Annotated in this window: 9 protein-coding genes and 1 tRNA gene; 7 read left to right on the top strand and 3 right to left on the bottom strand. The window is 57.5% G+C overall.

What is annotated here, in order from left to right; all coding sequences use genetic code 11:
• Positions 1-107 precede the first annotated feature (107 nt).
• The 7 genes from PH603_RS11670 to PH603_RS11640 all read left to right on the top strand — a co-directional run bounded on the left by PH603_RS11670 (position 108) and on the right by PH603_RS11640 (position 6,622).
• Positions 108-1,952 carry an HAD-IIIC family phosphatase gene (locus PH603_RS11670; protein ID WP_289502706.1) on the top strand — a complete coding sequence of 615 codons (1,845 nt, stop codon included), beginning with the start codon at positions 108-110 and terminating at the stop codon, positions 1,950-1,952.
• Positions 1,939-2,673 (top strand): polysaccharide deacetylase family protein, encoded by a 735-nt coding sequence (locus PH603_RS11665; RefSeq protein WP_289502705.1) that lies wholly within the window; start codon positions 1,939-1,941, stop codon positions 2,671-2,673. Before PH603_RS11670 ends, PH603_RS11665 begins: the two co-directional genes overlap by 14 nt.
• A gap of 92 nt (positions 2,674-2,765) precedes the next feature.
• Positions 2,766-3,053, top strand: coding sequence for an ETC complex I subunit (locus PH603_RS11660; protein WP_289502704.1), 288 nt, complete (start codon positions 2,766-2,768; stop codon positions 3,051-3,053).
• Positions 3,054-3,090: 37 nt separating this feature from the next.
• Positions 3,091-3,167 (top strand) — tRNA-Arg (locus tag PH603_RS11655).
• Between the two features lie 41 nt (positions 3,168-3,208).
• Positions 3,209-3,922, top strand: coding sequence for an SGNH/GDSL hydrolase family protein (locus PH603_RS11650; protein WP_289502703.1), 714 nt, complete (start codon positions 3,209-3,211; stop codon positions 3,920-3,922).
• 3 nt (positions 3,923-3,925) lie between these two features.
• Complete coding sequence (locus PH603_RS11645; RefSeq protein ID WP_289502702.1) at positions 3,926-5,509, top strand: MBOAT family O-acyltransferase; 1,584 nt, start codon at positions 3,926-3,928, stop codon at positions 5,507-5,509.
• 12 nt (positions 5,510-5,521) lie between these two features.
• The gene (locus PH603_RS11640; RefSeq protein WP_289502701.1) at positions 5,522-6,622 is read left to right on the top strand and encodes an SGNH/GDSL hydrolase family protein; all 1,101 of its coding nucleotides are present in this window, start codon (positions 5,522-5,524) and stop codon (positions 6,620-6,622) included.
• A gap of 88 nt (positions 6,623-6,710) precedes the next feature.
• On the opposite strand, the gene PH603_RS11635 is transcribed toward PH603_RS11640, so the two are convergent.
• From PH603_RS11635 to PH603_RS11625, 3 genes are all read right to left on the bottom strand, one after another.
• On the bottom strand, positions 6,711-7,799 hold the full coding sequence (locus tag PH603_RS11635; protein WP_289502700.1) for an acyltransferase family protein: 1,089 nt from the start codon (positions 7,797-7,799) through the stop codon (positions 6,711-6,713).
• Positions 7,800-8,010: 211 nt separating this feature from the next.
• On the bottom strand, positions 8,011-11,451 hold the full coding sequence (locus PH603_RS11630; protein WP_289502699.1) for a LamG-like jellyroll fold domain-containing protein: 3,441 nt from the start codon (positions 11,449-11,451) through the stop codon (positions 8,011-8,013).
• 356 nt (positions 11,452-11,807) lie between these two features.
• A complete protein-coding gene (locus PH603_RS11625; RefSeq protein WP_289502698.1) occupies positions 11,808-13,250 on the bottom strand; it encodes a hypothetical protein in 1,443 nt (480 codons plus the stop codon).
• Positions 13,251-13,256 lie beyond the last annotated feature (6 nt).

The raw sequence follows: 13,256 nt of genomic DNA, 5'->3' as shown, positions 1-13,256 counted from the left end.
CTTTCCCGTCGGCGGCTAGCCTATTGCGGTTGCTTCCGATATTACTTACCTGTTAGCGAGCGACCGGGACCCCTTTCCCGGCGCGAGACGGAAGACGGAAACGACTGATGGCAATGCTGATTGAAAGTGAATCCGGCAATGTGAAGCGCATCGCCTGGCCCGAAGGCCTCGGGGCAGACGCACTCACCGGCCTTGTACAGCCGGGTGACATTGTCGGGCGGTCGCTTCTTTCATGGTCGGAACATTGCAGCGAATGCACGATGCCGGCCTGTTTCACGTCCTGCCAGTTCTATGCGCCGCGCCGCGATTTCAAATGTGCCCGGTTCCGCCGCGGTTTCGAGGTTGCCTCGGGGCCGGACGGCGCGAAGATGGCGCGGGTTGCTTACGGGAAATGGGCAAAGCTTGAAGCCATCGGCAGTCATGCGCTGCGGGGTGGGCTTATCACATCGCTCGCGCTTGGCCTTTCGTCCGTGATCGGCAGCCTGATCTGGCACTTTCCTGTACCGCACGGGGCGCGTACCTGGGCGGCCCGTAAATTCTATGGCCTGAAATCGAAGCTCGCGCGTCGCAGCGCCAGCGTACCGGTGACGGCATCGCATGCCTTCCTGCTGCAGGCCGTCAGCCTTTCCGGCAAAGCGGCGAGCCTCATCCTTGAGTTTCGCAACAAGGATGGCCGCACCGGCGTGTTCCAGAAGAATGTGACGATTGAGCCGGGCCTGACGAGTGTGGTGATCGATCTCGCGTCGATCTCGGCGCTCATCGATCTTTCCGGTGATTATTTCGTGGCGGTTTATCCGGCGGAAGAGGGTGGCAATATAGATATCGCCTTCCTGTTCGCTGATTTCGTGCAGCTGCGTGATCCGCAGAAGTTCCTGTCGGCGGCTGCAAAGCCCGCCGCCAAGAAGGAAGCCAAGAAAACCCCCGCAGACAAAGTGAAATGCATCATCTGGGACCTCGATAACACGCTCTGGAAAGGGGTGCTGATTGAGGACGGCGCCGACAAATTGGTTGCGCGCACCGAGCTGATCGATTTCATCAAGGCGATGGACGCCAGGGGCATCCTGCATTCGGTCGCCAGCAAGAATAACGAGGCCGATGGCCTCGCGAAGCTCCGTGAGCTCGGCATCGAGGAATATTTCCTCTATCCGCAAATCAACTGGGGGCCCAAAAGCCAGTCGATTGATATCATCCGGCAAAGCCTGAATATCGGGATTGATACCTTCGCCTTCATTGATGACCAGCCGTTCGAGCGCGAGGAAGTGTCGACGATCCATCCGGCGGTGCGCACCTTCGATGCGCTTGATTTTGAAAGCTGGCGGGATCATCCCTCGTTCGATGTGGAAGTGACCGACGAAAGCGCCGGGCGCCGCCAGATGTACCGCGACGAAATGAGCCGCAACAGCTTCCTTGCCACCAACGGCGAGGCGGATTTCCTTGCCTTCCTGCGTGGCTGTAACCTGCAGGTTGAGATGGAGCCCCTGTCGGAGGACCGGTTGCCGCGCGCCCACGAGCTGGCACAGCGCACCAACCAGATGAACTTCTCGGGCTGCCGCTACACCAAAACGCAGCTTGCCGAAATCGCGGCGAGTGACAACAAGCTTGCCATGCTGGTGCACGCGTCCGACCGCTTCGGCAATTACGGCATCGTGGGCCTGGCGATCTTTGACAGGCCAGCCGGGCTTCTCGAGGACCTGATGTTCAGCTGCCGTATCCAGGGCAAATATGTCGATCATGCCGTGATCCAGCATTTTCTGGAAAGCCAGGGCGCGGACATGAAAATCCGCTTCAAGCCGAGCGACCGCAACATCAAGCCCGCCGAGATTTTCTCGAAGCTCGGCTTCGATGAGGTTGGCATGGACGGGGACTTCAAGATTCTGCAACGGCCGGACGGCAAGCCTTTCGACCATCAGGATATCGTCAATGTGAAGGTGATCGATCATGTCGCTTCTTGAAAAGATCGAGCGCCGCGTCGCCCGCTATGCACCGAGCCGCCGCATGACCCTGCCGAAGGGCCGGGGTGCGATCAGCTTCTGCTTCGATGATTTCCATGTGGATGCCTACGAGCAGGGCGGGCGCATTCTGGAAGCGGCCGACATGACCGGGACCTTCTATCTGTGCGCCGGACTGATAGACGCCGAGCTTGAAGGCCATAGCATCGCGAGCGCGGACACGGTGAAAACCGCTTTCGATGCCGGTCACGAAATCGGCTGCCATACCTTCAGCCATATGGACTGTCAGGCAAACAGCGCGGCGGCGGTTGCCACTGACCTTGAAAAGAACAAGGTCGCGATCACCGAACTGACCGGCCTTGCGCCCTACAGCTTTGCCTATCCCTTCGGCAAGATGTCGGTTGCCGCCAAACGGCTGGCGAGCGACCGTTTCGGCAGTGCACGGGGCGTGACCGGGGGCATCAACCGGGGGCTTGCCGACCTTGGCAACCTTCGCGCCAACCAGATTTACAGCAACGGGTTTGACCTTGCGGCCCTTGAAGGCAAGATTGCCGACGTGGCGGCGAACGGCGGCTGGCTGATCTTCTACACCCACGAGGTGGCTGAAAAACCGAGCCCCTTCGGCTGTCGCCCGGATGAATTCAGAGCCGTGGTGGATGCCGTTGCTAAAAGCGGCGTGCGGTGCCTGCCGGTGAAACACGCGCTGGCCTCGCTTGTCTTCTAACATCCGGCTGCAAACTGGGTGTTTCGCTTGCCGGAAAAATGCGTTAATGGGTAGCTCCAATTCGCCTACCCCTGATACAGGAACGAAAAGCCATGAGTGCACGCATCTATCGTCCGTCCAAGACCGCCATGCAGTCCGGCACCCGCAACACGCGGCAATGGTTTCTCGAGTTTGAGCCCGAGAAGGGCAAGACGCTCGACCCCGTGATGGGCTGGGTGGGCTCGGGTGATACCAAAGGTCAGGTCCGGCTGAAATTCGACACGCTCGAAGAAGCTGAAAGCTATGCCAAGCGCATGGGGCTTGAGTACACCGTAGCGCCGGATCATTCGCGCAAGCGCAATATCCAGGCCTATGCCGACAATTTCAAATATACGGCCTGAAGCGGGCCGGCGTTAGCGCCGGTCACGAGGCCCAAGGGGCCCCGTAGCTCAACTGGATAGAGCACCTGCCTTCTAAGCAGGGGGTTGCAGGTTCGAGCCCTGCCGGGGTCGCCACACGCGCACAGTTGCGCAAGCCAGACCGGGGGAGGGGCGGCTTGACGAAACGGCAGAAATTCTGGTCCAGAGTGACCGTCGTCTTGCTGGCTTCAGCAATTGTCGCCTTTTTCGCTGCCCGTGCCTTTTACATCGAGTATCGCCTTGGCCATCTTGAACCTGGCTGGGCGAGCGTGGCGGATCGAAGCGGCGCACCATCCCCGGATATTGTGATTTTTGGCGACAGCCGCGCAGCCAACTTTCGCGGGGCGGACGCGCTTCTTGGTCGCGGCGTCGAAATTGCCGGCATCGGCGGTGATACGACGCCTAACATGCTGGTGCGCCTGCAGAAAGACGTGATAGAGCGCAAGCCCGATGCCGTCATCATTTTCGCAGGCATCAACGACCTGAATACGGCCTCGATGCTGGAAGATGGCAAACGCGCCGGTATCGTAGCTGCAGCACAAGCCAATCTGGCTGCCATGATTGCTGCCTGCCGCGAGGCGGGCATCGAGGTGATTATCCCTTCCGTTACCCCGCCGGTTCAGCCAGACATTGCCCGCGCGCTTCTCTGGGGTGATTCCAGCCCCGATGTCGAGGCTCTCAATGAGAGGCTTGCCGAATTGAATGGCGAAGGGGTCATCTATCTGCCCCTTGAAATGGTGCTGATGGCAGGGGGCGAATATGGGCGGGAAAACTTCGTGGACGCCCTTCATTATTCTCCGCTAGGATACGAACGCATTGCGGCCGCGCTGCGCGGCGTTATGGATGACTGACTTATGCTATTTCAAACGCCGCTTTTCTTCGCCTTCTTCACAGTCTTCTTCGGCCTTTACTATCTGACCCGGAAGCATCTGCGCCTCCAGAATATTCTGATCCTGATTGGCAGCTATGTCTTCTATGGCGCCTGGGATGAGCGCTTTCTGGTCCTGATCATCGCGTCGACCGCGACCGACTATCTGGCAGGGCTTGGGGCCGCGGGTAACAAGATCACCAACCGTCAGGTTGGCACCGCGCTTGGCTATCTGTTTGTGGGCTCGTTTGTGGCGCTTGGCGCGCAGTGGGAGACATCCGGCCAGTATTTCCTGGCGGTGATGGGCCTTGGCGCCATCCTTGTCGGTATCGAGTTCCTGTCGCGCCGCATGGATGAAGCCGCCCGCCGGAAATTCTATGTCGTCTCCAGTGTGGTCATCAACCTGAGCATTCTCGGCGTCTTCAAGTATCTGAACTTCTTTGCGGAATCGCTCGTGGCGCTCGGCGATACCTTCGGCATCGGTTTCAGCTACGTAACGCTCGAGATCGTGCTGCCGGTCGGTATTTCCTTCTATACCTTCCAGACGCTCAGCTACACGATCGACGCGTATCGCGGCAACCTGAAGCCCACCGATCGTTTCATCGAACTTGCCGCCTTCGTCGCTTTCTTCCCGCAACTTGTGGCTGGCCCCGTGGAGCGCGCCGCGCACCTGTTGCCGCAGTTCGACCGCCTGCGCCACCTGAACTGGGAGAATATCCAGACGGGCGCCGTGCTCTTTGCCTGGGGCATGTTCAAGAAGGTGGTGATTGCGGACAATATCGCGCCCATCGCCAATCAGGCTTTCGCGGACCCCTCGCTGATGACAGCGGGGCAGCTGTTTGCCGGGCTTCTGGCCTTCACCTTCCAGATTTACTGCGATTTTTCAGGCTATAGCGATATGGCGCGCGGCTCTGCCCGCATGCTCGGCTTCGATCTGATGCTGAACTTCAACCTGCCTTATGTCTCGCGCACGCCCAGCGAGTTTTGGCGGCGCTGGCATATCAGCCTTTCAAGCTGGCTTCGCGACTATCTTTATATCTCGCTCGGCGGTAACCGGGGCGGGGCGATTGGCACCTACCGCAACCTTTCGCTGACGATGATCCTTGGCGGGCTGTGGCACGGGGCGAGCTGGACCTTTGTTCTGTGGGGCACGTATCACGGCCTGCTCCTTGTCATCTACCGCATCTTCAACATCGACGACTGGCTCGAGGGCTTCAAGAACCGCGCGATGGCGAGCCGGGTGGCGATCAACGGGCTCCTGATGGCCGTCATGTTCGGCTTCACGCTCATTGGCTGGCTGATCTTCCGCGCCAACGACATGGCGAGCCTTGGCACCTATTTCATCGGGCTGTTCGGGACCGAGGGCTGGACCGACCCGAGCATCGTCAGGGTGCTCCATTATATCGCGCCATTGGTGCTGGTGCAGATCATCCAGTTCCGGATGCGCGATCTGGAGTTTTTCTGGCGGGTGCCGAAATTCATCCGGCTCAATCTCGCGCTTGCCATCCTTTATGGCCTGCTTTTCCTTCCGGCCGTGCAGACGCAGGCCTTCATCTATTTCGATTTCTAGGGGGGCGGGGCTGTGAAGAAATTTTTCAAAACCACCGTCAAATGGGCACTGATCGGGCTTTATGCCCTTGTGTTCGGAGAATTCTTCCTGCGGGCGTTTGACCCCCAGCCGATGATGCCGCGTTATGTGACGGGCGCGCCTGACGGCATTCGCGCCAATATCCCGAACGCCGTTTACCGGCAGTGGACGCCCGAGGTGGATGTGGAAGTGCGTATCAACGGCGAAGGCATGCGGGCCGACCGCGAGATCCCGGTTGAGAAGGCGCCCGGCACTTACCGGATCGTCATCCTCGGTGACAGCTTCATGATGGGCTATGAGGTTGACTTGCAAGACAGCTTTGCATGGCTTCTGGAAGAGGGACTGAAGGCCGAAGGGCTGAAGGTGGAAGTGATCAACCTTGCCGTTTCGGGCTTCGGCACGGCGGAGGAGCTGATCGCACTCAGGGAACGCGGCCTGAAATACAAGCCGGACCTTGTGCTGATGGAATGGCACACGACGGACGTGGACGATAATGTGCGCTCCGGCCTTTTCAAGATGGTGGATGGCGCGCTGCAGCCGGCCGCTCGCACCTATCTGCCCGGTGTGGAACTGACCGACAAGCTGATGAAAATTCCGCTATACGAATGGGCCATCAGCAACAGCCATTTCTATAGTGCGATCCGCGAGCGTGCTGCCGCAGTGATCAAGAATATTCTCGCGAGCATGCGTGGCGGCACGGCGGTCGCAGATGACGCGAATGACACACCACCGGCGGGTGCCGATACCGTGGCAGGCGAGATCTCGGATGCTGGTATCAGGCTCAGCCGCCAGTTGGTGGATGCCCTCGCGAGCGAGGCGGAAGCTGCCGGTGCTGCCTTCATGGTGCTGGACGTGCCGGTGCGCCTCAGCCGGCTGGATTACCGGCCAAGCGGTAATGATCTCGGCAACGAGCCCTTCTCGCGCTATCCCTATGTCAACCCGGTGGAAGCCTTCAAGGCAGCAGCGGCGCCTGACAAGAAGCTTTATTTTGAAGAAGGCCACCGCCACTGGACGCCAGAGGGCAACCGCATCGTGGCTGACCTTGCTATTCAGAAAGCGACGGAAATCCTGAGGGACCGTTCGCCTTTGAAGTGAATTGTCGATGGGCGCACTAGCAAAGGCATTTTCCGCTGAACGCTTAATTATATAGCAGCTACATATTATAGTGGACGGGCCAAGAAATCTACGTTGTGCGGTCACGTAGCCAAGAAATACCGTTCCTGAAAGGTTCCTCTACCATTCGATAAGCAATGTTGGCTGAGAACGTAGTAAGTGCAACCACTGTCAGTGCGTAAACGTCGCCACTCATTGGAAACGTTGAATGCAACTCGGTTAGCTGCAGCACATTCTTTATGACCGCAATGATCAGTGCGTGCAGCATATAAAGCGAGAATGATACTCGGCCGAGATATACCAATGGTGAAGCGGTGAAAATGCCCCCGGGGACAGACAGTGACATTGCAACGATCACTGCAGGAAACACAATCCATGCGGCAAAGGAAAGTTGGCTATTTGGTGCAACCAACCATATGAACGCAAATCCGACAAGGCCGACTGCTGTGCAGACTGTTGCGGGCAAGGTAATATGGTCACGTATCTTGTCAAACGTCAGCCAGCCAATGACGCCAGCGAAGAAGCCCCCAAGTGCTCTTGCCCACCCTAAGTCGTAGGTGTGGGAGAGGAATGGGGAAATATTCGTTGAAATTACCCAATAAGCGGTGAGGATCGCGACGATGGAGAAAGCAGCTAGTCGGCAACGGCCGGGCATTAGCGTCGCAAAGCAAGAGAAAACAACATAGACAAACATTTCAGCGGCGATTGACCATGATGGCTGATTCCATGGGAGGTGGTCGACCAAGCCATAGACCGTTAACATGCTGAGGGATAAAGAAAGTCCATATATCGTCATGCTGTCGCTAAAGGCAGGGGTGCCATATCCGCCTAGAATTGTCTCCTGCAGAACAAACGTTGCCATCTCATAGAGAGCAAATAGAAAAAGGACTGTGAGGTGGAGCGGGTAAAGCCGCCAGAACCGACGGCGCATGAATGTTACAAGGGCTGAAGGCGTGTTTAGTTTGTCCGCATAATTGAGCGACAGCACGAAGCCACTCAATACGAAGAAAAAGTCAACTGCCAATGAGGCATGCCGAACGATGCCGAGGTTACCAATTTGGCTTTCCCATGGAATATGGAATAACAGGACCAATATGGCGCAAATTCCCCTGAGAGACTCAAGGCTGGTAATAGTGCCCCGACCTTGATTGGTTTTCATTTATCACCTTTGCACAAAAAGAATAAAGTTTACTGAAACAGTAATGTGCATGAATTTCCCACTGTCAATCACTTAAGGTTGGTGCAGGTGCAACCTGTGGCGCGGATGGAGGGCCCTAATGTGAATGCTTTCAATCAGTCGTTCGCATCGTAAAAAAACCCGGAACCAAGACGGTTCCGGGCCGACCAATAAAACTTTGGCTAGGCTAGCTCTAGCGCAGATTCATGATCAGATCTGCGTCCTGCATATGGGTGGACCAGAAGTCCTCCGGATTGTAGGCGAGGCCATCGCCGGTATCGTGGACGAATTCGCCGTCATGGGCCGCAGGCTCCAAGGCTTCGCCCCAGACGCGGACGTTGTCGATCTCGCCCTTGAAGTTACGACCCCATGGCGTGCCGCCGATGGTGACGTCCCATTCGCTCGGGTTGCTGATCTGGCCTTTGATCCCGGTTAGGCTGCCGGCCAGTTCGCCGTCGAAGAAGCCTTTGAGCGTACCGGTTTCCGAGTCAAACGACATGGTTACCTGGTGCCAGTCGCCATCAAGGATTTCCGTATTCTTGATGGTCAGCGACTTACTGTCGCCGGCATCAGTGAAGAGACGGAAGGTGATGTCGTCGCCCGAGAGTTCAACGCCGTAGCGACCATGCGCCCAGAACAGGCGGCTGGTGCCGGAATTGTCGGCATCGGGCTTCACGTCGAGCGTCAGGGTCAGTTCGTCCATGCTCATCAGTTCGGCCGGACGACCGATCGACGCATAGCCGTTGCCGTTGAAGTGCAGGGCATCGCCGCTGTCGGTCGCGTCACCGGTGTAGTTGGTCACGGCCTGGATGACATTGAGGCCAGCGGCCGCATCGTCGATTGCCGAGATCACATCGTCACCAACCGCATCATTGGAAGCCGGAGCTTCAGCACCGTCCGATGCAATCACATCGGTGATGATATCGGCGATCACGTCGGTGGCATCGGCCACGTCAGTTACGGTGTCTGCGGCTTTGGCGACAAGCGTGTCGTCCGCAAGGCTGTATACGTTCAGGTTGGCGATATCGCCGTCAAAGTTACGGCCCCAAGGTGTGCCACCGACCGTGACATCCCAGCCAGCGGGTGCTGCGATGTTGCCGGTGATACCTGATTTGCTGCCAACAAGATCGCCGTCGACATAGACATTCAGGGTGCCGGCTGCGGCATCGAAGGTGAAGCTTGCATTGTGCCAGTTACCATCAGTGATGCCGGTGTCTTTCACGACAACATTGTATGATCCGCCGGTATCGGTATAGAGACGAAAGTTCAGGTCATCTCCTGTCAGTTCGACGCCGTAGCGGGCATGGTTCCACAGCACGCGGGCGGTGGAGGTGCTTTCGCCGTGCGAACGCAGGTCGAAGCTGACCGTCAGCTCATCGGGGTTGAAGAAGACATCCGGCTTGCCGAGCTTCGCATAGCCCGAACCGTTGAAGTTGAAATAGTCGTCAGCGGTGTCACCAGTCTTGAACGGCGAGTCGATGCTGGCCAGCATGCTGTCCAGAATATAGTCGGGCAGGATTGCCTCCGGCAGTGTCGGGACTTCCTCGACCGGATCGGTGATAACCGTGCCGGTTTCCACGCGCTCAGTGCCATTGAGGATCGTCAGGTTCGACATATTGCCGGTGAAGCCGGCGCCCCACGGATCGCCCCCCACATAGATGCTGGTTGTGTTGTTGGAGCGAACTGCACCCGTCACACCTTCCATGCTGGCAACGACTTCGCCGTCCATCATGGCCGAAACGGTGTGGGCGTCGCCGTCATAAACGAACTTCAGCGTATGCCAGTCGCCATTCTGGACATCGGGCAGGGTGCCCTTTAGCTTGGCGACGCTGCCATCCTGCATATAGAGGAAGAAGGTCAATGCTTCGCCGCTGATCTCGACACCATAGGTGCTCGATCCCCAGACTGGACGGGCGCGGTCGCCGCTTTCCTTTTCAAACTGGATGTCGAATTCGAGCATCAGGTCCTGCATGCCATTGAGGTCGGCACCGCCGGAAATCTTGATGTAGGAACCATCATCGGTGAAGTGCGCAACCGTGCCATGATCGGCCGACTGAATGTAGGCAGCCTTGCCAACCCAGGCGAGGTTCGTATCGGTGCTGCCTTCTTCAACCGCCGTTGCTTTCATGATGGTCGAGTCACCACCACCCGCGCCGAGATTGAGATCGAGAAGGACGAGGTCCTGCACCAGCACGGTCTTGTGCACGGTGATGATTTCAAGGCCGGTGTTGACGGTAGCCGTCACATCGTAGCGACCGCCGTCGGCGAAGGTGTGGGTCACATTCATGCCCGACGCCTTGGTGCCGTCGCCGAAATCCCAGGTGATCTTGGCTTTCGAGATGTCAACCTCGCCGAGCGCCGACAGTTCCTTGACGTTGAAGGTCTTTTCGAGAACGTTTTCACCGCTCTGGGCATTGACCACGGTCAGGCTCTCGCCCGCGCCGAGGGTCGGCTGGGTGAGGGCAGAACCATAGTTCTTGGTGTCGATCAGACCGCCCGGAATGGCGAGAAGATCGGTCATCGGATCGGCGGTGTGGTTGAGTGCGTTCATGAAATAGTTGCCGACGAAGTCATCGCCCATCGGGTCCCAGCCCTGCAGGAACAGGTTGTCGCCAACCTTGATCGTGGAGGTGACGACCTTGTCGAGGCCACTGATGGCGCCGAGGATATTGTTGTCGATCGTCAGATTCTGGGTGTTGTCTTTCAGAATGAGGCTCGGGTTCTCGCCATAGTCGCCGCTGCGCTGGATCATTGTGTTGTTCGACACGTTGCCGCCGTTCACGAACTCAAGGCGGATACCTTGGTTGTCTTCGACCTGGATGACGTTGTTGACGATATCGACATTTTTGAAGCCGAGGCCGTTGAGGTTGTCATCGAAATAGATTGGAATGGGCGACTGGCCGGCACCTTGCTGCAAAACGTTGTTCGAGATCAGGAAATTCTCGCTTGCTGTTGTCTGTTTCGTCGGCACGGTCCAGAAGTGAATGAAGTCGGCATGGTCGCCGGCGCCACCGAGGCTCCACGGATTGGAGTCATGGAAATAGTTGTTGGTGACCACCACATTGTCCAGATCGCCACCGTTGAGCGGCGTGGTACGCAGGTTGTAAACCTCGTTCTGGTTGATCGTGATACCGTTTGAATCGCCGAGGAGGATGCCCTTGTGGAACGCGGTGACTACGTTATTTTCAAACAGAACGTCGGTCGAGCCGGTGATGCGCACGGCCTGTGCAGCAGGAAGACCGAGAACGTTACCGGTGCTGTCCAGCTTGTCAGCCGAAGGATCGACTCCGTTCACAGCCGGGCCGCCTTCAAGAAGCGAATTCACAAATTTGATGTGATTGCTTTGGTCAATTTTCAGCGCGGTCGAGAAGGAAACGGTCGACTGATCGGGCACGTAGTCAAGGAATACACCATCGATCGTCAGGTTGTTGGTGCTGAGGATGGTCATCTTGCTGAAGACCGCCCCTTCCGGATTTTGCGATACGATAGTGACGTTCGAGCCGAAATCCATACGGTTGAGCGAAAGCTCACCATAATGACCGTCTGCGAGAACAATCGTTTCGCCCCCCTTTGCCGACTTCAACGCCGACATCAGTTCCGAAGCGTTCGTTACTTTGATCGTGGTAGTTGCCATGTCTGCCTGCTCCATGTGCGTGGATTGCATAAGCCGATCACTGCCATGAGCGGCTTCGTTGGCCAGATTGAACATCAGAATAATAAAGATTGAGCTAACGAATCGGAAGAATTTGTCCTTTCTCCCATACAGAGCGCGGCCTGGCACGGTAAACAGACTGTAAACTTTTATAAAACTGTAAGTAGTTTCAGGAAGTTGAGAATGGCAAAATGAAAGGACAGAAGGCCTGACTTTTATTGGAAATGAGCCATTTTTCATGATTTCCATTCCTCTGAATCGAAGATTGTTTGTCCGCAGGTGATTCGGAACACTAACAATTGAACGCCTGTTTCCAGCAAAAAGAGGCCTGAAATTTATCAGCGAGGCGACAGGATTCGCTTCAGTCTGCTTTTCAGCGAAGCGGGCAGCAGCCGCTTCAATTCTGACTTCAGGAACCGAAGTTTCAGGAGGCCCGGCGCACGATTATACTGAAGACCAGCCAGCGCCGGCCAGGCGTGCCGGACAAGGTCATCACACAGGCGCTGTGCATAACGGTAATCGGCAGGCAACGATAGCATGAGCCGATAGATATCGCGCGTGTTGAAAGGGCTGAATGTCGGGACCGGAATCCGGTGGCCATACACCGAAGGTCCTGCCCAGCAGCCAAGACGTTGCTCGATATAAGCGATGTCGAGCAATTGGGTGAGGGTTTGATGGGGGGTTGTGTTCAGCCACTGCGTTGCAGCCTGCACGAGCACGGGCGTCGCGGTGAAACCGAGGCGCGTGACGAGCGCTTCAGGAGCGATTGTGTGTTCAGCCATGTCACCGTCCTGCCAGTAGAAGGCCCTTCCGACCTCGCCGCCGGTGCCGGTGAGTACGGGATGGCCCTGATCATGCTTTTCAACGGTACGCACGAGCCCAACGACACTATCATTCACAGAATAGCCGGTCCGTTCTAGCCAGGCCGCCTTCTCTTCCTCTGAGGCGTCTTCAAGGTCAATCGCCCGATGCTTGATTCCGGCAATCTTGGCGAGGCGCTGGCCGACGAGCACATCAATCATCGCTCCATCGCCCGGTGCGCGGATTGTTTCAAGGGTCAGCCGCCCCGCATATGGTCGCGCGCACGCCAAGGACATGCGCGAGTCCCTGCCAGCCGTGATGTGGGCGGCAGAGCCCCCCATGGCGAGGAAGCCATTGACATTGTCCGCGACGAGTTCGGCGATTTTCGCAATGGCGGCGCCAGCATCCGATCTGTTTTCCGATGGGGCAGGATAGTCCCGGACCCTCTCAGCCTGCCAGCTGGAGATACGAACAGCATGATCGGGTAACAGCCGATAGAGGGATTTCCAAGCCGTGAGCCCGAAGGGTATCCAGCCGTGGCGGCTGCGAAGATCGAACTGCGCCGTGATTTCCGGCTCCGCTTCAAGGGGGAACGCCCGTTGCAGCGCGGTGCTGGTTGAGCAGGCAACCTTGTGTTCCGGCGAATAGACGAGCGACAGAAGGCCGCCGGCATCGCCGATGATGAACGTGTCTCCGTCCCGCTCGAACAGGCAGATGAAGCGGCCGCAGGCTGCATCAAGGAAGCCATCGAGCATGACGCTGTGCGGCAGGCTGAAGTAGCCGTTCCCGACCACAGAACCCGCAAAAACGGCCCAGCCCAGCAACAGCCCGACCGTCCTGCCTCCTGCCTCCGTAAAGTGCGTGATCGGCAGTTCGGGGGCGCTCTTGACGATAAGGGGACCAAAGGCAGTGCTTGCCCAGCCTTCGGGCACGGGCAGATCCTGTGCGGAGATCAGAAATTGTTTTGGCAGCGCTTGCATTCTCGT

This window comes from Gimibacter soli, from assembly GCF_028463845.1.
In the GTDB taxonomy this organism is placed as follows: domain Bacteria; phylum Pseudomonadota; class Alphaproteobacteria; order Sphingomonadales; family Kordiimonadaceae; genus Gimibacter; species Gimibacter soli.
The sequence above is the reverse complement of the archived record's forward strand: the minus strand, read 5'-3'. Positions and strand labels throughout refer to the sequence as shown.